The organism is Shewanella sp. SM101 (genome assembly GCF_025654465.1).
GTDB lineage: Bacteria > Pseudomonadota > Gammaproteobacteria > Enterobacterales > Shewanellaceae > Shewanella > Shewanella oncorhynchi.
Map to the genome: position 1 here is coordinate 105,023 of NZ_JAKKRH010000009.1, position 21,503 is coordinate 126,525.

Here is a 21,503-nt window from a genome sequence, read left to right on the forward strand (position 1 = left end):
GAAAAGAAAGGGAGCCAGTGGCTCCCTTCATTTCCTTAGAATAGTGTTTATCGCCTAAACGATTTTTACTCTGTTGATATTAAATCAAGCTCAAAGTGCCTTTAAAATGGCTTCAACACTGGCCTTAGCATCCCCAAACAACATTTGGGTATTTTCTTTGAAGAACAGTGGGTTTTGCACGCCGGCATAACCTGTGTTCATCGAACGTTTAAAGCCAATCACGTTTTGCGCTTTCCACACTTCCAGCACTGGCATACCTGCGATTGGACTGCCTGGATCTTCCATTGCCGCGGGGTTAACCGTGTCGTTGGCGCCGATAACGAGCACGACATCTGTGTCTTTAAAGTCTTCGTTGATTTCGTCCATTTCGAGCACGATATCGTAGGGGACTTTCGCTTCAGCGAGCAGTACGTTCATATGGCCTGGTAATCGACCAGCAACTGGATGGATACCAAAACGCACTTTCACGCCGCGATCACGTAGTTTTTGAGTGATTTCCGCAACAGGATATTGCGCCTGCGCCACTGCCATACCGTAACCCGGAGTGATGATGACTGAAGTGGCATTTTTCAGCATATCCGCCACATCTTCTGCGTTGGTTTCACGGTATTCACCCATTTCTTCATCGGCAGTCGAGGCCACACCATCTGTGCCAAAGCCGCCCGCGATAACTGAAATAAATGAGCGATTCATGGCCTTACACATGATGTAAGACAGAATAGCACCCGATGAACCCACTAACGCGCCGACCACAATCAAGAGGTTGTTCGACAACATAAAGCCTGCCGCTGCCGCAGCCCAACCTGAGTAGGAGTTCAGCATAGATACAACCACTGGCATATCCGCGCCGCCAATGGATGCCACCAAATGCCAGCCAAAGGCGAAGGCAATCAAGGTCATCAACAGCAGTGCTGGCATAGTGCCACCTGTCTGAACGAAGTACACCAACAGGGCGAAAGACACTAGCACTGCGACTAGGTTTAGCTTGTGGCGATGTGGCAGCATCAGAGGTTTAGATGAAATCAGTCCGCGTAACTTACAAAAGGCAACGATAGATCCCGTAAAGGTCACCGCACCGATGAAGATCCCGAGGAAGACTTCGACCAAGTGAATGTTAAGCATAGCGCCAGTGAGGTGCTCTTTGCTGGCGGTCTTCACCGCTTCACTTAGTGCATCTTGTACTGCGGCGAGGGTCGTATTGATATCACCACCGACAGCCACCACGACTTGTGAGACTTCCTGTGGGTGTAAGTCGATAAAGCTGTTGAAACCCACTAATACCGCGGCCATACCTACAAAGCTGTGCAATATAGCAACCAGTTCAGGCATTTCAGTCATTTCGACTTTTAGTGCTAAACGGATACCAATCGCGCCGCCAATCACCATAGCGATTAAGATCCACGCAATTCCGTTAGTATCGGGGTTGAAAATGGTAGCCAGTAGGGCGATTGCCATACCTAAGATACCGAATAAATTGCCGTGTTTTGCCGTCTCTTGCTTCGACAGTCCCGCGAGACTGAAGATGAAGAGAATGGCGGCAATAATGTAAGCTGCTGTTACCAGTCCTTGAGACACGTTAAACCCCCTTAATCCTTACGGAACATCTTCAGCATGCGCTGAGTGACGGTAAAGCCACCGAAGATGTTAATACTGGCGATCAGCACGGCGATAAACGCCAGTACAGTGACCAAAGTTGAACCCTGACCGATTTGCAGTAGGGCGCCGACCACGATAATGCCCGAAATCGCGTTAGTGACTGACATTAGAGGCGTATGCAGTGAGTGGGATACGTTCCATACCACGTAATAGCCAACAACGCAGGACAGCAAGAATACTGTGAAATGCGACAGGAACTCTGGTGGTGCTACCGATGCCACGGCAGCAAACCCTGCAACGCCTAAGGCGGCGAGCACGTATTTGAGCTTAGATGGCGCCTTCGGGGCGGTATTTTTAGGCTCGATTTTCGCCGCTGGTTTTGCCGGCGCCGCAGAAACCGAAATCGGTGGTGGCGGGAAGGTCACTTCACCTTCTTTAATCACTGTCATATTGCGCATGACTACATCATCAAAGTTGATGCTGGCTGTGCCGTCCTTTTCTTTACACATTAACTTCATCAGGTTGACTAAGTTAGTGCCGTAAAGCTGTGAGGATTGCGCCGGTAGACGACCGGGAAGGTCGGTATAACCAATCACTTTTACGCCGTTAGGAGTAACAAACAGCTCACCCGATTGCGTGTATTCGCAGTTACCACCCGTCGCAGCGGCTAAATCGACGATCACTGAGCCGCTCTTCATGCTATCGACCATGGCTTTGGTGATGAGCTTAGGCGCTGGACGACCAGGGATTAGCGCTGTGGTGATGATGATATCGACTTCTTTGGCTTGTTCGGCAAACAGTGCCATTTCGGCGGCAATAAATTCATCCGACATGGTTTTAGCATAACCGTCCGATGAACCACCTTCTTCGTTACCAAAATCCAGTTTAAGGAATTGGCCGCCCATAGATTCGATTTGCTCGGCCACTTCTAAGCGGGTATCGAAGGCGCGCACTATGGCGCCAAGCGAACCAGCAGTACCAATGGCGGCAAGGCCAGCTACACCAGCACCAATGACTAACACTTTGGCGGGCGGTACTTTACCAGCAGCGGTAATTTGGCCAGTAAAGAAACGGCCAAATTGATGTGCGGCTTCAACAACGGCGCGATATCCACCAATGTTTGCCATAGAGGAGAGGGCATCAAGTGACTGGGCGCGGGAGATGCGTGGCACCATGTCCATTGCCATCACGTTGATCTTACGTTTAGATAACTTCGCAACCAGCTCAGGGTTTTGTGCGGGCCAAATAAAGCTGACGATAGTCGCCCCGTCTTTGATTTGTTCAATTTCGGCGTCGCTTGGCGCATTGACCTTAAAGATCAGATCGGCTTGCCAAACGTTTGTTGTCACCTTCGCGCCTGCAGCTTCAAAGGCTGCATCATCGAAACTTGACAGTTGACCCGCATTGGCCTCAATAACAACTTCAAAGCCGAGTTTTTTAAGCTGCTCAACGGTGGCTGGGGTCGCGGCGACCCTAGTTTCACCGGCGAGACTTTCTCTCGGTATTCCAATCTGCATGACTACTCCCTGATGGTTTATATAATCGTTCCGCCTGCTGTTCTTCCTTCATCGTACTCAACTGCAAAATCTGTCGTCACCAGCGTTTATTCGGCGGGTGATTCGAGTCAGTTAGGGCATTCAATCTAGGATGGACACTTTTTGTTTTTAAAACAAACTATTCTGTGGGCAACAGAAATTATTGTTCGACAGGCTCATGACCATTGTGGCAATACTTTAGCTTGGCACAAGTGCATATTTCTCAAGCAGGCCGTTTCTGCACTGGTCGGATCAAAAACTTTTAACCAGTGCACACTTTTGTAGCTTAAATTTTGCACTTTGTATATTCCAAAATGGAATTAAAAATCCTATTTTATTCTTTTTTGCTTTTCTTAAACCGCGATAAGCTTGTGGACATTACACTGTCATAGGGCCGTCTCATGTTGTTAAAAGAACTTTCATCGCTGGCTTCGCCATTGTCTCAAGGACAAGTCGATAAGCTAAAACAACTCACTTCTGAGTTAAGTGCTGTGCAATTGGCCTGGGTGAGTGGCTATCTTGCTGCCACAGCCAATGCGGGCCAATTAGCGCCTGCCGCACAGGCGCAAACGGCTCAAACTGTGACTATTCTCTATGGCAGCCAAACGGGTAATGGCCGTGGTGTCGCTAAAGCGCTCGCCGATAAGGCGCAGGCGCAAGGTTATGCGGTCAATCTGGCTTCAATGGGCGAATACAATGTTCGCCAATTAAAGCAAGAAGCTGTGCTTTTATTGGTGGTCAGCACCCATGGTGAAGGTGAAGCGCCGGATGATGCGATTGAATTACACAAGTTTTTAGCATCGAAACGTGCCCCTAAGTTAGACAATTTACATTACTCAGTGCTGGCGCTGGGGGATTCTAGCTATGAATTTTTCTGCCAAACCGGTAAAGACTTCGATGCCCGCCTAGCAGCGCTGGGTGCTAAATCACTATTACCTTTAATTGAATGTGATGTGGATTATGAAGCTGCCGCGGGCCAGTGGCACGCCGATGTATTAGAGGCCGTTAAGCCGCTAATCGAAACCTCGTCCGCCAGTGTGGTATCCATCGGCACCGCTAAAGCGATTGGCGAAAGTGAATTTACTAAGCAAAACCCCTATAGCGCCGAAGTGCTTGTGAGCCAAAAAATTACCGGCCGTGGATCAGACCGAGATGTGCGCCATGTTGAAATCGACCTTGGCGACTCAGGCTTAACCTATCAAGCGGGTGATGCCCTTGGTGTGTGGTTTAGTAATAACGAAGTGTTAGTCGATGAAGTCTTAGCGGGTTTGTCATTAGCCGCCGATGAGTTAGTGACCCTTGGTACTGAATCCTTGTCCCTTAAGCAGGCTTTGGTTGATAAGAAAGAATTGACTCAGTTATACCCTGGATTAGTCAAAGCTTGGGCCGAATTGAGCGGCAGCACTGAACTGCTGGCATTGAGCGAAGATAAAGAACAAGTGCGCCACTTTATCCTTAAGCATCAATTTGCCGATTTAGTTACTCAGTATCCATTATCAAATAACTCAGTAACCTTAAATGCAGCAAAACTGCTTGAGCTACTGCGTCCATTAACGCCAAGACTTTACTCTATCGCCTCAAGTCAAAGCGAAGTTGAAACAGAAGTCCACTTAACTGTGGCCTTAGTGGAAGATGAGCGCCATGGCTCAGCACGTTTTGGCGGTGCGTCACACTTCTTAGCATCTGCGCAGGAAGGCACGCAAGTTAAGGTTTATGTTGAGTCGAACAAGCATTTCCGTTTGCCTGAAAATCCAGAAACACCGGTGATCATGGTGGGGCCTGGTACCGGTGTTGCGCCCTTCCGTGCCTTTATGCAGGAGCGCGTAGCACAAGGGATCCAAGGTGATAGCTGGTTATTCTTCGGCAATCCTCACTTTGAGCAGGATTTCTTGTATCAAACTGAGTGGCAACAGTATTTGAAAAATGGCGATCTCAGCCGTATCGATGTGGCGTTCTCACGCGATCAAGCCCATAAGATTTATGTGCAGCACCGCATTAAAGAGCAAGGCCAAGCCCTGTGGCAATGGTTGCAAAATGGCGCGCATCTTTATATTTGTGGTGATGCTGAACGTATGGCGAAAGATGTTCACCAAGCCTTGATTGAGGTGGCAGTCGAAGTCGGTGGTTTGAATACCGAAGCTGCCGAAGCCTATTTTGAAACCCTGCGCAGCGATAAACGTTACCAAAAAGACGTGTATTAATCTCAACCGTTGCGCAGATAAGAAACACATAAGAATAGCTAAAGCTGCACACGTGATGACCTGTGCAGCCAGCGAACCCAATTTTAAGAGGCAGTTGCCATGAGTGAGCAAAAGTTAGCGTTAAATGAATACCTAAAGACCGACAGTGATTACCTGCGAGGGACCATCAAAGAAGGTTTAGATTCTTCTGTGACTGGCAGTTTCAGTGACGGCGATCAGCAGCTGATCAAATTTCATGGCTTCTACCAGCAGGATGACCGCGATTTACGTAACGAACGTAAAGAGCAAAAACTCGAACCTTTATATAGTTTTATGTTGCGCGCCCGTGTACCTGGCGGTATTTGTTCTCCGCAGCAATGGTTAGGCGTGGACAAAATTGCCTCGACGCTCACCAGCTCGAACAGCATTCGTTTGACGACCCGTCAAACCTTCCAATACCACGGTATTCCTAAGCGTAACTTGAAGACCATTATTCAAGACTTAGATCGTGAAGCGCTGGATTCGATTGCCGCTTGTGGTGACGTTAACCGTAACGTGATGTGTAACCCCAATCCGGTGGAATCGAAACTGCATGAGCAGGCCTATGCGGTGGCGAAACAACTGTCTGATCATCTGTTGCCACATACTCGTGCTTATGCCGAAATCTGGTTAGATGAAGAAAAGTTACTTTCTACCGAAGATGAAACCGTCGAACCTGTCTATGGCAAAACCTATCTGCCACGTAAGTTCAAAATGGCGGTTGCGGTTCCTCCTGATAACGATGTTGACGTTTACACCAACGATTTAGGCTTTATTGCTGTTGCCGAAAACGGCGAGCTAGTTGGCTTTAACTTAACGGCGGGCGGCGGCATGGGCTCGACCCACGGCGAAGTAGAAACCTTTCCACGCCTGGCTGACGACTTTGGTTTTATCAAAACTGAAGACGTGATGAAGTTTGCTGAAGCTGTCATGACAGTGCAACGCGACTGGGGCAATCGCTCTAATCGTAAGCGTTCGCGCCTTAAGTACACTATCGTCGACCACGGCTATGAAAAGTTCAAAGCCGAAGTTGAACTGCGTGCAGGAGTAAAATTTGAACCTAAGCGTGATGTCGTGATTGGCGATCGCGGCGACCGTTATGGTTGGGTCGAAGGCGTTGACGGTAAGTGGCATTTAACCCTATTTATCGAAAGCGGCCGCATTAAGGATTTACCGGGCCAGACCCTGCAAACGGGGCTGCGTGAAATTGCTAAGATCCACAAAGGCGATTTCCGCATGACCTCGAATCAAAACATGATCATCGCAGGTGTGGCGGCAGAAGATAAAGCCACGATTGAAGGCTTAGCTCGCAAACACGGACTACTGGGCCAAGTGTTAACGCAAACCCGCGGTCACTCGATTGCCTGTGTGGCGTTGCCAACCTGTCCATTAGCAATGGCGGAAGCTGAGCGTTACTTCCCTGAGTTTATCGATCATATAGATGCGCTGCAGGCAAAACACGGCATCAGCGAACAAGCGATTGTGGTGCGTATGACGGGTTGTCCTAACGGTTGTGCACGTCCATTTGCCGCTGAAATTGGGCTTGTGGGTAAAGCGCCAGGCCGTTACAACTTGTACTTAGGCGCAAGCTTTGAAGGGACTCGTCTGAACAAGATGCACAGAGAAAATATCCAAGAGGCGGAAATTCTCGCCGAATTGGATGCCCTGTTTGGCCGCTACGCCGCCCAGCGTGATGCAGGCGAAACCTTTGGTAACTTCACCGTCCGCGTGGGCGTTGTGAAGGCGGTGATTGATGCCGCTAAGGATTTTCATGGCTGATCTTGAGCAAAAAACCAGTGATATAGTGCCGACTGTGGTCAGCACGGCCGAGTTAACGGCGCTATTGAGTACGCCTAAGGCCGAGCAAACGATAGCGCTTGAGCGCATAAATCAGTTCTTAGCCGGATTGAGCGCACAAGAGCGAGTGTTATGGGGCTTAACTTATTTGCCCGGTAATCATGCGCTGTCGTCAAGTTTTGGTATTCAAGCCGCAGTGATGCTGCATATGGTGAGCCAGGCACAGGCGAATATTCCGGTTATTCTGACGGATACGGGTTATTTATTTCCTGAGACTTATCAGTTTATCGACGAACTGACAGAGCGTTTATCACTGAATTTAAAAGTGTACCAAGCAGTGATGACATCGGCATGGCAAGAGGCGCGCTTTGGCCAGTTGTGGGAGCAAGGGGTAAACGGACTAGAGCAATACAACCGGTTAAACAAAGTTGAGCCTATGCAACGTGCTTTAGCCGAGCTTGAGGTCGGCACTTGGTTTGCAGGGCTTAGACGCAGCCAAGCCAGTACCCGTGAGGCGTTGCCGATACTGGCGATTCATGGCACGCGCTTTAAGCTTCTGCCAATTATCGAGTGGTCGAATAAAGATGTTCACCTCTATCTGACGCAATTTGACTTGCCGTACCATCCACTTTGGGACCAAGGCTATGTTTCTGTGGGGGATACCCATTCGAGTAAACCACTCGAATTAGGGATGACAGAGGAAGAAACTCGCTTTAATGGCCTACAACGTGAGTGTGGTCTGCACTACGAAATCTAGTCATTTTATTGATTTTAAATATTAAACGCCTCAACTTAGTTTGGGGCGTTTTTTTATCATTTTAAGATAAGTGGGATTGAATTTAATACTCTGGACTGTCGAGGAAGCTAAGTGATGTCATTTAAGCGTCATTTAACTAAGATAGATTGATATTCATAGAGTTAGTTTGCATTCATTTTTAAATGCTAAAAATGTTGTACATTTTTACTCACAGAGTTATGCACATTGGTTAAGCCTGCGCTATATTTTGAAGTTCCCGTAGATGGTTTTGAAGCGTTTTACTGCGTTAATTGACATGATTCATGTCTTTTATGAGGTTAAGTTGTTGTATATCGGTATTTATGGGCTGGGTTTGCTGTGTATCGATATGGCTTAATTGGATGCAGTGAAAGCGTTGAAAACCTGACTCGCACCTGCGAGTATCAAGCAGTTTGATTGACTTGCTAGCTCTCGTTAATCAGCCATCATTACCTCGGTCAGCTGTCGTCAAAGCTGCCGAGGTCAAGTTAAGTCGACCCCAGTCAATCTCCAATAGTGATTTGTTCTTGTTATGGTTATTTCTCAACCTATCTTTGATTATCGAGTAAGATATCCTTGGTGTTTCCTTTACTCTCGTAGCATGATCAGCTTGCAACTCGCGTAAAGCTTTAGAATATTTTCTGTAAGCCTAGGTTGCCCCAAAGAATCCTTGCAATGGGATGGCTTGACTGGATAGATGAGAAACAAGAAATGAGAGTGTGTGGATGAGATGGTATAAATGACGGCCCCTTTATATGCGATGCGAGATCATGTCAGGCGTCCAAGTGTCAATAAGTCGAGTGACCCAGCACCTCAGAGGCGAAAGCGTGGTTTTCGTCGTTTATTGTCTTGGTTATTTAAGGGATTAGTTTGGGCATTTATTTGCTCAATTTTATTAGTGATCCTACTACGATTTGTCGATCCTCCTATGTGGACTTGGCGTATCGAACGTGCCTTATTTCCACCTGCTCCTATCGGTGAGATCAGGCATCAATGGCGCGATTTAGCGCAAATTTCTCCCGAATTACAATTGGCTGTGATTGCTGCGGAAGATCAACGTTTTGTTGAGCATACTGGATTCGATTTAGCCGCGATAAGTTCGGCACTGAAATACAACCAAAAAGGTAGCAAAGTCCGCGGGGCAAGTACCTTAAGTCAGCAGGCGGCGAAAAACCTTTTTATGTGGTCGAGTCGCAGTTTCTTTCGTAAGGGATTGGAAGCTTGGTTTACGTTATTGATGGAGTTGACTTGGGATAAGTCGCGTATTCTTGAAGTGTATTTAAATATTGTAGAATTTGGCCCAGGTATTTACGGCGCCGAAGCGGCATCAAAGCATTATTTTGGAAAGTCAGCGGCAAAACTCACCCAATACGAGGCTTCATTACTCGCAGCCATTTTACCCAATCCTTGGCGCTATAAGGTGTCTCCACCGTCATCCTATGTGCAGCAGCGCTCAACTTGGATCCGTAAGCAAATGCGTCAGCTAGGTGACGTCACGCTTAAAAAAGTCCACGAAGCACGATGACGCTCTGGTGAGTTAGTTTGAGTGAGATGAGCTTAATTTGTCATTGGGTTCTTTGCTTAATCGTCGATGACTTTGAGATGTTTTATTACCGAATTGAAATAAGATTGGAGTTATGTTTAATAAACGTTAATTCTAATGCATTTTTAATGCTGCGAACTCCTATCCTGTTCGCTTCTGTGTCGGTTTAATGTTAAATTATCGGGAAAATTTTATACCTTAGTTTCGCTTAGCCTAAGCATTTTAAACTGGGTTTGTATTGCGTAGGGCTGAGTCGTTGCGTTTTCTGATTTTGCATTATCTGCGTAAGGGATATGTAAGAGCGGATAAATATTTAAATACCTAAGGTGAGTTCTTTAGGTATTGTTTTCATAAAATTGAATGTCATTAAATGGAGTTTCTTAAATGAAAAAGATTGTGATTGCCGCGGCAATTATTGCAGCAGGTGCTGGTGGTTATTGGTATATGCAGAATGGCGCGGGTTCTAGTGCCTCTGCTAATCCTTTGCTCGACTATGTGCCTGCCGATACGCCGATATTTTCGGGCCAGTTAAAACCCTTCCCGTTAAAAGCGTATTTACAGTCTATTTCTGGAAATTATCAGCAATATCCAAGTAATACGCTTGATGAACTCGGTGTGCAGGATAGCCCTATGGGCAAGTTCTTCGTTAGCATGTATCAGCAGTATATGGATGGGATGAAAGATCCTGCCTTACTGTTAAAAACCTTCGGTTTCCCCGATGAAGTTAAACCTTATATTTATACTTTAGGTGCTTTGCCAGTATTAAAGATTGATGTTAATCAGGCCGAAGCATTTTGGGCTGTATTAGATAAAGCCGAAAAAGACAGTGGTGTAACCCACGAAATGCGTAAAGTGGGCGATGTTGATTATCGCGCTTATGCACTATCGGATGAAAGCTCAGCAGAGAAAGCTGAACTGCTATTTGCCCAGAAAGATGGCATATTAACGATGACTTTCAGCACCTCTATTACCGAGCCTGAGTTATTAGAAATGGCATTTGGTATTAAGAAGGCGCCGCAGTCATTAGCCGCTTCTGGCATATTAGAAGATATTATTAAAACCCATGGTTTTAAAGATGACAGCATTAGCTTTATTAACCATGTGGAAATTGTAAAGGCATTGACCTCTGCAGATAGCAATATGCTAGCTAAGCAACTGACTCAATTTTTTGCTGATGAAAGTGAGGGTGAAGATCCATTAGCTCAAATCAGAACACCGGAATGTCGTACCGAACTGACTGCGATTGCCGCTAACTGGCCGCGTACCGTTGCTGGTTTAACGGCGTTTTCTGTGACTGAAAAAGAAAGCCATATGGCGGCTTCATTTGTTGTCGAAACGAAGAATCAACCTATTCTTGCGGCAATGCAAAAGATGCGTGGTTTTATTCCATCGCATCTGGCGGATATCGACAGCACTATCTTCTCCATGGGAATAGGTCTAGATATCAATGAAATTACCCCTTCATTAACGGCTATTTGGGATGATCTGCAAAAGCCGCAACTGACCTGTGCACCATTGGCAGAGTTGCAGGCTGAGTTGAGCCAACAGAGCCCAGCTATGCTAGGCATGTTCACTGGTATGGCTAACGGTGTGAAAGGCATGAGCGTTTCATTGCTCGACTTTAAAATGAGCACACAAGATCAAGAGCCTAAGTTAGAAAGTTTAGATGCTTTAGTCAGCCTCAGCGCCGAAAACCCATCCATGTTGTTCAATATGGTCAAACCTTTCGCCCCTATGCTGGCTGAAGTGCAATTAGCCGATAACGGCGATGCTACTGATTTATCTCCAATATTGATGTTGCCTCCAGAGTTAGGTGTTAAGCCAATGCTGGCGATTAAAGGTCAACATTTAGTGGTGTATAGCGGTGATAAAGGCTTAGCTTTAGCCAACAAATTAGCAGGCGAGAAACTGTCAGCGAATGGCATGTACAGCTTGTCTGCTGATTACGGCAAGATGTTTACGCCAGTGCTTACACTGTTAGAAATGAGCGGTGAGCCGATCCCTGAAGAAATGCAAATGCTTAAAGATTACAACATGCGAGTTCAAATGAGCTTCGATGTGAATAAGCAAGGCTTGGTCATAGGTTCAGTCGCCAATTCTAAAGCGACTGAAAAGAAGTAATGCGTTAGTAAACTCATATTTGTTTGAAATGAGCCAGCAGATTGCTGGCTCTTTTTTTGGCTTAATTTAGCTTAGCTTGAGCCAACTTAGTGTGCTGTGCTGGCAGAACAAGTTGCGCTTTGGGCTTGGCGGAGCGCATTAAACTAACGAGCCCTTGCCATTGAATATCACTGTTCTGAGGGAGCAAAATATCCGGTTCAGTCCCAATACCGGACAGGAGTCTCCCCTGTGCATCATAGGTTAACGAACTGCTGAATCTTATGTTTAATCCACTGTTTGGCAGTTTGAAATGATACTGACGTGCAAAGTCGCCTGAGGTTTTTTCACCAATCAAATTTGCCCTAGACCAAGATTTAGTACGATAGGCAATCCACTCGCATTCTTGGCGACAATGGGGACTCACGAGTAGCGCTAAGCGATTTCGCCCTTCAGGAGCCACCGCAGGCTTAGTGCGAACATACCAAGGGCTGAATTTCTCTTTATCGACAGAGGGTAAGTTACGGGTGAGAGATTTGAGCCTAGGAGGACTGTACTCTAACGCATCCAGAGGCATAAAATTGAGCGGCTGTAGATAGTCATTTCTCAGCTCTGGTGAGCGGCGATAGTGCGCAAATCCCATCACGTTAGGTGCTAAAGTGTTATTTAAATCCGCATCTTGATATCGCGACAGCATAGTCAATAATTTCGGACTAAAGCCACTGGCATCACGTAAATCAATGATCAGTAAGGGATGTGTCATGCCTTTGAGCAGTTCTTGCTGTTGTTCTTTATCTAATTCAAAGGCGTAGAGATCGCTGATCTTAAGTTTGACCGTCGTATTGTTGATCGTCTCTAATTGATTTGGCATGTCTTGAAATTCGGTGCGTTCAAATTGAGATAATTGGTTAATAAACTCGAGCACATTAATATCTTGAGTCTCGTCTTTTTCACTGATAGTTGCTAATTGAACTTGCGGTTTATGGCTTGGCAGGGCGAGAGTCACCTGCTGGCTTTGCAGGTCATCATTAATTAGCGTAATGACTACATAGGGCTTTATGCTGAGTCCTAAGTCTTCGCGCAGTAGGTTAAGTTTTTTCAGCCAAGGTAACTGCATTTCTTGGCTCTGTTTTGCCGGCTCAGGTAAGTAGGCTTGGCTGGTCGCTACCCATTTGCTCATAGGTAAACCATCGATATGAGTGATAAAGGGGAAGTCGTTGTTGACTGGATTATTACCGTTATCCAAGGCTAACCATTGGTCGTTGACTGGCCTTAGCGTTAACGGGAGATCGACGCTTTGATCATCGAAGTTATGCACTTGAGCGCCTGGATCTTTGAGGGTATTGAGTAATTTAGTGACTTCAGCAGCAAAGCGATCATTGGGAGTAATATCTTGATACTGTTCAACAATAAGGCTAGCCATAAATTTAAGCTGCGGGTTGGCTTTGTCGGCCGCTAAGGCATAAAACGCTGAGTGTTGCTCGATTTGATCCAATAAGGCATAGAGATCTTGGCGTACCTCTTGCGCATTAAGCATAGGTGCAGTGTTATCTTTTGGCACAGCGAAAAACGCGAGCTTAAGTAAGCTCGCGAAAATAATGACACTGAGTAGCATGACTATGCTGCGGTAGCTAAAACTCATATTCCTCCATGATGTTAAGGCGCGGCTTCAGGGCACAAAAAGGTGTGCGACTATCGGCTTAAATGCCATTCGGATCAATGTAAATCGTCCCGCTGAGCCATAAACTCAGGTCCATCTGAGCAATTTAGCAGCAGGTTTGGTAGATTAGCAGCAAATTATGGTCGATTTTTGTACTTAGTCACTTTATATACCCAAACAATCTTAAACAGCGGGACCAAGTGGGTATATCTTTCTTATAGAATATCGTTGAGTGAAATTCCGATACCAATACGTTGATTGTGATAATTGTAATCGATTAGGCTTTCGCCATAACCATTAAAGTATTGAGTATAAAAGCGTAAGTTGCCGACGATAGGATGACTCCAAGTCAGTTCTGCTGAGCCTCTGTCGATATCTTCTAGATTGGTTTTAACGGTTAAAGTGAATCTATGTTCATCTATACCATAAACGCCAATAAACTCTGCTTTACCTATATAGTCATCAATATTCGGGTTATCGTCGCCGCTGGCTTTATATGGATCTGTCTTTTCATCTTCAGGAATACGCCACCACACTTTGGTGGAGAAGGCTAGTGGGCCTGCATCAAAAATCATAGTGGCATAGAGTCGATTCCAGCTGCGGGAAAGTGGCCCTGCTTTACCATTCGATTGATGTACGGCACCAAATCCCCAAAAGGAATTGGTCACACTGCCAATTTTCCAATCGTTATTAAACAGCATAAAGACTTCAGGCTCGTGATTGGTTTCCCTAAAAGGTGATGAAGTGTCTTTGTTATAAACCTGCCAATAGGATTGATTGGTGTAAGCAAAAAATAAATGGCCATTATCACCAAACACATTGTACCAAATAGGAAATTTAAAACTGATTTGGAACTTAGCCTCAAACTCATCTAATGAATAGGGGTTGAGTATTGCATCTTCGGTGAAAGGTGCCATGTTGGGATCTGGGCTGTAGGTAACTGGTAAAAGGTAATTCACTTTATGTGGCGTAATCACAAAAGGTAGATCCGCCGTGGCAAGTTCATCTTTTACTCTTCCTTTTACTAATGATTCTTCGGCATTTATGTCCGTACAGGCTAATAGCCCTGCCAATGCAATACCTGAGTAAAGTGGTTTCATCTGCCCTCCTTGATGTGTTTATTTATTTGTCAGTCGTACTCAACAAAGATAGTTATTTCCAGCTTAACATTAGAAAGTGAATTTATGGTTATGGAAAAATCCTGTGTCACTTAATGACAAATCTTGTAGTCAGCCATTTTTAGTCCCATAGAGACATGTTTAGGTAGAATTTTTGGCAATAACATAGTGCCAAAATCGTGCACTTAGCGGACAGAAATTAATTTGATGCAATTAGCTTAATCTTATTAAGTCACTTTTATTTCAATAGGTTAACCTGGATTTAGCGCATTTTTGATTTTGAAACCTAAGGTTTTCCCCACTTTAAGTGAGTGATCCCTCATTCTTTTATATCTAAATGATATAAAAACTAATTATTATCTATTTATTATGGAATATAAGACGCGCTATATTTCTACAGACTAAAGTGATCTTGGGGATTCTGATGGAAATTTTCTCTTTACCGGGCCAAGCGGCCAAAGGCAAAGTCTGGCTGGTGGGTGCAGGTCCCGGCGACGTTGAGTTGTTGACGTTAAAGGCATGGCGCATCCTTAAAACTGCTGATGCAGTGCTATATGACGCTTTAGTCAGCCAAGATATCCTCGATCTTATTCCCAAAGACGCTGAGAAGATTGCCGTAGGTAAACGTGCGGGCAAGCATAGCGCCGCACAGGACGAGATTAATCAGTTACTCGTCACTAAAGCCTACACCCGTAAAAATGTGGTGCGCCTTAAAGGTGGCGATCCTTTTATTTTTGGCCGCGGGGGCGAAGAGTTACAAACTTTAGTCGAAGCTGGGGTTGAGTTTGAAGTCGTTCCCGGCATTACCGCTGCCAGCGGCACGTCAGCCTATGCGGGAATTCCCCTAACCCACAGAGACCATGCCCAAGGCGTCACTTTTATCACTGGCCATTGTCAGTTAGAGAGTCGCCCTATGGATTGGCAAGGTTATGCTAATCCTAACAATACCTTAGTCGTGTATATGGGGGTTCTGAACGCAGGCATTATTCGCCAAGGTCTAGTCGATGCGGGCCGAAGCCCTGAAACGCCTGTGGCGATAGTGTCAAAGGCAACCACTAAAGAGCAACGTCGTTTTATCGGCCGTTTAGGTGAGCTTGAACAGCTTGCCGCCGATCCAGAATTACAAATGCCAGCTTTGATGATCATAGGTGAAGTCGTCACGCTGAGTGACACCTTGCATTGGTTCAAACCTGAAGCGATTGAATCGACTCAGGTCAGCGATGAACAGACTCAATCGGTTAGAGTCTCGGCCGTCGCGTCGATAAGCTAAGCCGCAAACAGTTAAAGCTATTAAGCAGTTAAACAAATTAAGCTAATCCATGCTGTGGTAACACGGCGAATTTAAGGTAACGGAGAATAGTATGGCCGGGCGTGAATTAAGCCACTTACAACAACTGGAAGCTGAGAGCATCCAGATCATTCGTGAAGTTGCAGCCGAATTCGATAATCCTGTGATGTTGTATTCCATCGGGAAAGATTCTTCCGTTATGTTGCACTTAGCGCGTAAAGCCTTTTATCCAGGCAAGATCCCATTCCCGCTACTGCATGTCGACACTGGGTGGAAATTCAAAGAGATGATCGCGTTCCGTGATGCGCAGGCAAAGAAATTTGGCTTCGAGTTACTGACGCACATTAACCCAGAAGGGTTGGCGCAGGGAATTAACCCCTTCGACCATGGCAGTGCGAAACACACTGACATCATGAAAACCCAAGGTTTAAAGCAAGCACTTAACCAATATGGTTTCGATGCGGCTTTCGGTGGGGCTCGCCGCGATGAAGAAAAATCCCGCGCCAAAGAGCGCGTGTATTCCTTCCGCGACCGTCACCACAGATGGGACCCTAAAAATCAACGTCCAGAATTATGGCGCACCTATAACGGCGCAGTGAACAAGGGCGAAAGTATTCGCGTGTTTCCATTATCTAACTGGACTGAGCTGGATATTTGGCAATATATTTATCAAGAAAACATTGAGTTAGTGCCTTTGTACTTTGCTGCTAAACGTAAAGTGGTTGAGCGCGGTGGTCAGTTAATCATGGCCGATGACGAGCGGATGAAGTTAGCCGAGGGCGAGCAGATTAAAGAAGCAGTGGTGCGTTTTAGAACCTTAGGTTGCTACCCACTCACGGCCGCCATGTATTCTGAGGCCGACAGTCTAGAAAAGATTATTGAAGAAATGCTGTTAACCCGTTCGAGCGAACGTCAGGGCCGATTGATCGACTCAGATCAAAGTGCCTCTATGGAGCAGAAGAAGCGTCAAGGCTACTTCTAATCTCTACAGGGTTAACCCTATTTCGCGAAAGTGGCGCAAGTAAAGCGCGACCTTCAGCCAAGCAGATCAAGAGTGAGAATAAGATGGACAAAGCGGTCAATAAAACCAATCTCATGGCGGCAGAAATTACCCTCCATGGTGTGAAAGAATATCTAGCCCTGCAGCAACACAAAGGCTTACTGCGTTTTTTAACCTGTGGCAGTGTTGACGATGGTAAAAGTACCTTAATCGGCCGTCTGTTACACGACAGCGCCCAGATCTATGAAGATCAATTAGCGAGCCTAAAGAGCGACAGCGCTAAGATGGGCACCACAGGTGAAGCCATTGACTTAGCCTTGCTGGTGGATGGTCTGCAAGCCGAGCGCGAGCAGGGCATCACTATCGATGTGGCTTATCGTTATTTTTCAAGTGATAAGCGCAAGTTCATCATCGCCGATACGCCAGGGCATGAGCAGTACACTCGCAACATGGCAACGGGTGCATCGACCTGTGATTTAGCGGTGATTTTAGTCGATGCCCGCTACGGCGTGCAGACTCAGACTAAGCGTCATGCGTTTATCGCGTCATTACTGGGTATTCGTCACTTTGTTGTGGCCGTGAATAAGATGGATTTGCTTGGGTTTGACGAGCAAGTATTCAACCGTATTCGTGCCGATTTTACGGATTTCGTTAAAGATTTCGGCAACCTCGATATCCACTTTGTGCCGTTATCGGCGCTTAATGGTGACAACGTGGTTGAGCGCAGCACTCAAAGCGACTGGTATCAAGGCGGTACACTGCTTGAACTGCTAGAAACCATTGATACTCAACGTGAACTCAGCTCATTGCCAGTGCGTTTTCCTGTGCAATATGTGTCGCGTCCTCACTTAGATTTTCGCGGTTTTGCAGGCACTTTAGCCTCTGGCATTATCAATGTTGGTGACGAGTTAGTCGCTTTGCCATCGGGCAAACGCAGCAAGGTTGAACGTATTGTGACCTTCGATGGTGACATACAAGAAGCGGTTGCTGGCCAAGCTGTGACGATCACGCTGGAAGATGAAATTGATATTTCCCGTGGCGATTTACTGGCAAGACCGGATTCTGCACCTGCCGTCGCTAACGTGATCAGTGCTGATATCGTGTGGATGGATGAAAAGCCATTACAACTCGGTCAGTTATACGACATCAAAGTGGCCGGTAAGAAGACGCAAGCTTCTGTGACTGCTATCGATTATGTGGTTGACGTTAACACCTTAGCGCGCAGTGCGACAGATACGCTTGGGCTAAACGCGATTGCGCGTGTGACCTTAGAATTGACCGAAGACATAGTGTTTGATGCATATTCGTTAGTGCGTGATACGGGCGGAATGATCTTAATCGACCGCCTGAGTAATGCGACGGTTGCCGCAGTGATGGTGGTGTCGGGTCAACATGTTAACAAGCAAACAGCATCACAATTTAGTGCCTTTGAAGTCGAGTTTAATGCCTTAGTGCGTAAACACTTCCCCCATTGGCAAGCGATAGATATCACTAAGCTTGGAGCTTAATTTGTGAGTGACTTGTGGCTATTAGCGATTATTTTGATAGGGCTTGTGGCTGGCTTAATTAGCGGCCGTATCAATCCAGCGGTATTGTTTTTATTTGCATTTTTGCTCTGTTATTTGCTTGGCATGGTTGCGCTCGATACCGCATTAACAAGCTTTACCAATATTGGCTTAGTCACGCTGGTCCTGTTGGTGTTGGCCGCGACGGCGTTAGAAAAAACGTCCCTGCTGGGAAAGTTAAGTCAAGTTATAGGCAATAGTTCTTTGCCTATGACAATGGCAAAGCTCGGTTTTTCGACGGCTTTACTGTCGTCATTTACCAATAATACTGCAGTTGTGGCATCACTGATTGGTGTTGTGCGCCGCAATCAGGCACACGCGCCGGCTAAGTTATTATTGCCGTTAAATTATGCGGCAATTTTAGGTGGCACACTGACCCTGATTGGTACCTCGACCAACTTGATTGTGAACTCCTTTGTAGAAAACGCCGGCTTACCCGCCTTAGGGTTCTTCGAGTTTACGCCAGTTGCAGTGGTGATCGTCGTCGCGGGCATCTTGTTACTGACCTTGCTGGCGAACATTCTGCCCGACAGACGGGAAGAATCAGGTGAAGAAGCGCTGCCATATTTGCTCGAAGCCCATGTGGCGAAAGGTTCGTCCTTGGTCGGTCGCAGTGTGGTGGATAATAAACTTAGGGCGCTGAAAAAGTTATATCTAGTTGAGTTAGAGCGCAGCGGCATTTGTATTTGCCCTGTGCCGCCCCAGTTAGTGTTGCAAGCGGACGACGTGCTGCGCTTTAGTGGCGCGGTGGAATCGGTTGAGTTATTGCACCAATTCGATGGTTTAGATTGGTTTGGTAAGCATCAAGCCAAGGGACAAAATTTAGTTGAAGCCGTACTTGCACCGTCATCCAGTTTAGTGGGCAGTTCGTTGAAAGCATCGCGTTTTCGTGAACAGTTTGATGCGGCTGTGATGGCCATTCGCCGCGGAAATCATCCGCTGAAGGGCGGACTCGGTGACATTATTCTGCAACCCGGTGATGTGTTGTTATTGACGCCAGGTGATGGTTTTAGCAATAGCGCAAAGCTGAGTTCAGAGTTTGCGGCGATTAGCGGCTTAGATTTGAATGTGCGTCTAGACAGTCGTCGTGGTCGTTGGGTATTGCTGGGCTTTGCGGCAACGATCATCCTGAGTGTCACTGGCATATTACCCTTGGCTAAGGGTTTAGTGATATTGCTGCTCAGTTATTTTGCCATAGGCGCAGTCACGCTGGCTGAGCTTAAACGCCGTTTCCCATTGGAATTAGTGGTGATCGTGGGGAGTGCATTAGGGCTTGCCAACTTGATGATGAGTACAGGCCTTGCGAACAGTTTAGCCCAAGGATTACTCTCAGTTATTAACGGTTATGGGGTATTTGGCGCTTTTGTCGGCGTGTATTTAATGACCTTATTGCTGACTGAACTGGTGACCAATAACGCAGCGGCGGCGCTGGCGTTCCCTATCGCTTACGCGATTGCGCTTAATTACGGTGTCGATGCAAGGCCCTTTATTATGGCCGTTGTCTTTGGTGCCAGCGCGAGCTTTATTTCACCCTACGGCTATCAGACCAATCTGATGGTGTTTAATGCGGGTAATTATCGCTTCAGTGACTTTGTCCGCCTTGGATTGCCGTTATCTGTGCTGTATTCCCTGATAGTGATATTTATGGTGCCGATCATCTTTCCATTTTAGTGATTAGCTTGAGTTTATTGCCCTTATGTTAGCGGTTAGTCAACATTGGGATTGAGGAGTTTTTATGACAAATATCGTGTGGCATCAACATCCTGTAGACCAAGCCGCCAGAGCCGAGCAGAAAGGCCAAAATCCAGTATTACTTTGGTTTACCGGACTTTCTGGCGCGGGCAAGTCAACACTGGCGGGTGCATTAGAGCGGGCGTTATTTGAGGCGGGATTCCACACTTATTTGCTCGATGGTGATAATGTGCGCCATGGCCTGTGTAAAGATTTAGGGTTTACGGTTGAAGACCGTGATGAGAACCTGCGTCGTGTGGGCGAAGTGGCTAAATTGATGGTGGATGCGGGGCTTGTGGTGTTATCGGCCTTTATTTCCCCGACCCGTGAAGAACGTGATGGTATTCGTGCCCGTTTTCCTGCTGGGCAGTTTATTGAAGTGCATGTAGCTACGCCTTTGAGTGTGTGCGAGCAGCGTGACCCTAAGGGGTTATATGTGAAAGCGCGCAGTGGCGAAATTAGCAATTTCACTGGTATTTCATCACCTTATGAAGCGCCATTAGCCGCCGAATTAACCATAGACACCAGCAAAGGCGATTTAGCGACTCAAGTGCGCGCCTTAATCGATTATTTAACGGCGATCAATGTCATTAATGCCGATAAGGCAAAAGCGCTAGCTTAACATTTAGCCCTTATCTTGCTTAAAAGGAGCCTTTAAGCTCCTTTGTTATTTCTGGGTTTTACTGCTTATACCATTGACTCATAATCTATTTTTATGACGTGATCATTATTCTATTTTAAAGTCTTTAGCAAACAAGAGCTGTAGAGCCTTCAAGTATTCTTGATCCGGCTTAGGCTGTACTAGTTGGGCCAGTTCATCACCAATCGGTGTTAAGCGATAATAGCTAAAAAGCAGATTACCGCTCTTGGGCGTAAGCTTCATTTGTATGCCTTGCAGGGCAAATTGAATCGGTGTTTTGTTATTGAGTAGGCCGGTTTCGAACTCACTGCTGTGAAGTATTCCCGCATCGACTAAGGTCAAAATACTGGAATAAGGTAGCCCAAACTGGGATAAGCCTAAATTGACTGAGGTGGTTTTACGGAAATACTGGCCAATCCCACCTGATAAGCGGTAGCCACTGATGAGTTTTAGGCGCTGCTCGTTATTTACCTTAGCCGCCATGCCAAGGGCTTTTTCAAGAATTTGTGCTTCCCTGTGAGTCAGTTGCTTGAGCAGCGCTAGGGTACGTAGACTGAAGTTGCCGGGATTGACTATCTCGCTCGACAATATCCGAGCCCACAAATCTTGCATCTTACGGTTATGGATTTGTTCCGCCATCAAGAAAAATTGATGGCTCCAATCGGGATCAAGATCGACCCCAGTGACATCTGAGTGGGTATAACTGAGGGCTAAGGCAAAAATGGTTTCCACATTGGCCTGATATTCGCTCGATAACTTGCGTGCTCTATGTTGAGCTCGCTCGGCTATTGAGGCGTTCGCAGGGCGATATTCTTGCTCACTGGCGAGCCCTAATTGGCGACCAAGTAGCAGGGCTTTTTTGCGAGCGGATACCTCGGATGCTGACTCGCCTTCTTCTGCCAACAGTAAAATATCTGAATCCTTCATCGCGTTATTAAT

15 protein-coding genes are annotated in these 21,503 nt (G+C 46.4%); 10 read left to right on the top strand and 5 right to left on the bottom strand.

Annotation, left to right across the window (positions count from 1 at the left end; translation table 11 throughout):
- Positions 1–90 precede the first annotated feature (90 nt).
- Both pntB and L5M38_RS07070 read right to left on the bottom strand, forming a co-directional pair.
- Entirely contained in the window at positions 91–1,575 is a 1,485-nt protein-coding gene (gene pntB, locus L5M38_RS07065; RefSeq protein WP_263178649.1) for a Re/Si-specific NAD(P)(+) transhydrogenase subunit beta, read from the bottom strand.
- 11 nt (positions 1,576–1,586) lie between these two features.
- A complete protein-coding gene (locus L5M38_RS07070) occupies positions 1,587–3,113 on the bottom strand; it encodes a Re/Si-specific NAD(P)(+) transhydrogenase subunit alpha (RefSeq protein ID WP_113939012.1) in 1,527 nt (508 codons plus the stop codon).
- Positions 3,114–3,532: 419 nt separating this feature from the next.
- On the opposite strand from L5M38_RS07070, the gene L5M38_RS07075 reads away from it, so the two are divergent.
- The 5 genes from L5M38_RS07075 (at position 3,533) to L5M38_RS07095 (ending at position 11,586) form a co-directional block, all read left to right on the top strand.
- Positions 3,533–5,332: an assimilatory sulfite reductase (NADPH) flavoprotein subunit gene (locus tag L5M38_RS07075; RefSeq protein ID WP_263178650.1), complete on the top strand. Its 1,800-nt coding sequence runs from the start codon at positions 3,533–3,535 to the stop codon at positions 5,330–5,332.
- A 99-nt stretch (positions 5,333–5,431) separates the two neighbouring features.
- Complete coding sequence (cysI, locus tag L5M38_RS07080) at positions 5,432–7,129, top strand: assimilatory sulfite reductase (NADPH) hemoprotein subunit (protein WP_263178651.1); 1,698 nt, start codon at positions 5,432–5,434, stop codon at positions 7,127–7,129.
- Entirely contained in the window at positions 7,122–7,904 is a 783-nt protein-coding gene (locus tag L5M38_RS07085) for a phosphoadenylyl-sulfate reductase (RefSeq protein ID WP_263178652.1), read from the top strand. The genes cysI and L5M38_RS07085 overlap by 8 nt, the downstream gene beginning before the upstream one ends.
- A gap of 757 nt (positions 7,905–8,661) precedes the next feature.
- Positions 8,662–9,447 (top strand): monofunctional biosynthetic peptidoglycan transglycosylase, encoded by a 786-nt coding sequence (mtgA, locus tag L5M38_RS07090; protein ID WP_263178653.1) that lies wholly within the window; start codon positions 8,662–8,664, stop codon positions 9,445–9,447.
- Between the two features lie 402 nt (positions 9,448–9,849).
- On the top strand, positions 9,850–11,586 hold the full coding sequence (locus tag L5M38_RS07095) for a hypothetical protein (protein WP_263178654.1): 1,737 nt from the start codon (positions 9,850–9,852) through the stop codon (positions 11,584–11,586).
- Between the two features lie 61 nt (positions 11,587–11,647).
- On the opposite strand, the gene L5M38_RS07100 is transcribed toward L5M38_RS07095, so the two are convergent.
- Positions 11,648–13,204 (bottom strand): S41 family peptidase, encoded by a 1,557-nt coding sequence (locus L5M38_RS07100; protein WP_263178655.1) that lies wholly within the window; start codon positions 13,202–13,204, stop codon positions 11,648–11,650.
- Positions 13,205–13,437: 233 nt separating this feature from the next.
- Complete coding sequence (locus tag L5M38_RS07105; RefSeq protein ID WP_113939007.1) at positions 13,438–14,322, bottom strand: phospholipase A; 885 nt, start codon at positions 14,320–14,322, stop codon at positions 13,438–13,440.
- 442 nt (positions 14,323–14,764) lie between these two features.
- Between L5M38_RS07105 and cobA the strand changes: the two genes are divergently transcribed.
- The 5 genes from cobA to cysC all read left to right on the top strand — a co-directional run bounded on the left by cobA (position 14,765) and on the right by cysC (position 20,546).
- Positions 14,765–15,610, top strand: a complete 846-nt coding sequence (cobA, locus tag L5M38_RS07110; protein ID WP_263168315.1) for a uroporphyrinogen-III C-methyltransferase — start codon at positions 14,765–14,767, stop codon at positions 15,608–15,610.
- 91 nt (positions 15,611–15,701) lie between these two features.
- On the top strand, positions 15,702–16,610 hold the full coding sequence (gene cysD / locus L5M38_RS07115; RefSeq protein WP_028761749.1) for a sulfate adenylyltransferase subunit CysD: 909 nt from the start codon (positions 15,702–15,704) through the stop codon (positions 16,608–16,610).
- An 83-nt stretch (positions 16,611–16,693) separates the two neighbouring features.
- The gene (gene cysN / locus L5M38_RS07120; RefSeq protein ID WP_113939005.1) at positions 16,694–18,136 is read left to right on the top strand and encodes a sulfate adenylyltransferase subunit CysN; all 1,443 of its coding nucleotides are present in this window, start codon (positions 16,694–16,696) and stop codon (positions 18,134–18,136) included.
- A 3-nt stretch (positions 18,137–18,139) separates the two neighbouring features.
- The gene (locus L5M38_RS07125; protein ID WP_173242986.1) at positions 18,140–19,864 is read left to right on the top strand and encodes an SLC13 family permease; all 1,725 of its coding nucleotides are present in this window, start codon (positions 18,140–18,142) and stop codon (positions 19,862–19,864) included.
- A 64-nt stretch (positions 19,865–19,928) separates the two neighbouring features.
- On the top strand, positions 19,929–20,546 hold the full coding sequence (gene cysC, locus L5M38_RS07130; RefSeq protein WP_263178656.1) for an adenylyl-sulfate kinase: 618 nt from the start codon (positions 19,929–19,931) through the stop codon (positions 20,544–20,546).
- A 105-nt stretch (positions 20,547–20,651) separates the two neighbouring features.
- Here cysC and L5M38_RS07135 read toward each other — a convergent pair whose 3' ends face one another.
- A complete protein-coding gene (locus tag L5M38_RS07135) occupies positions 20,652–21,491 on the bottom strand; it encodes a TIGR03899 family protein (RefSeq protein ID WP_028761753.1) in 840 nt (279 codons plus the stop codon).
- Positions 21,492–21,503: the final 12 nt, after the last annotated feature.

Coding starts and splice junctions, on each gene's coding strand:
- L5M38_RS07095 (WP_263178654.1), top strand. CDS start 9,850: ATGAAAAAGATTGTGATTGCCGCGGCAATTATTGCAGCAGGTGCTGGT.
- cobA (WP_263168315.1), top strand. CDS start 14,765: ATGGAAATTTTCTCTTTACCGGGCCAAGCGGCCAAAGGCAAAGTCTGG.
- L5M38_RS07085 (WP_263178652.1), top strand. CDS start 7,122: ATGGCTGATCTTGAGCAAAAAACCAGTGATATAGTGCCGACTGTGGTC.
- cysI (WP_263178651.1), top strand. CDS start 5,432: ATGAGTGAGCAAAAGTTAGCGTTAAATGAATACCTAAAGACCGACAGT.
- mtgA (WP_263178653.1), top strand. CDS start 8,662: ATGACGGCCCCTTTATATGCGATGCGAGATCATGTCAGGCGTCCAAGT.
- L5M38_RS07100 (WP_263178655.1), bottom strand. CDS start 13,204: ATGAGTTTTAGCTACCGCAGCATAGTCATGCTACTCAGTGTCATTATT.
- L5M38_RS07070 (WP_113939012.1), bottom strand. CDS start 3,113: ATGCAGATTGGAATACCGAGAGAAAGTCTCGCCGGTGAAACTAGGGTC.
- cysN (WP_113939005.1), top strand. CDS start 16,694: ATGGACAAAGCGGTCAATAAAACCAATCTCATGGCGGCAGAAATTACC.
- L5M38_RS07135 (WP_028761753.1), bottom strand. CDS start 21,491: ATGAAGGATTCAGATATTTTACTGTTGGCAGAAGAAGGCGAGTCAGCA.
- L5M38_RS07075 (WP_263178650.1), top strand. CDS start 3,533: ATGTTGTTAAAAGAACTTTCATCGCTGGCTTCGCCATTGTCTCAAGGA.
- cysC (WP_263178656.1), top strand. CDS start 19,929: ATGACAAATATCGTGTGGCATCAACATCCTGTAGACCAAGCCGCCAGA.
- L5M38_RS07105 (WP_113939007.1), bottom strand. CDS start 14,322: ATGAAACCACTTTACTCAGGTATTGCATTGGCAGGGCTATTAGCCTGT.
- cysD (WP_028761749.1), top strand. CDS start 15,702: ATGGCCGGGCGTGAATTAAGCCACTTACAACAACTGGAAGCTGAGAGC.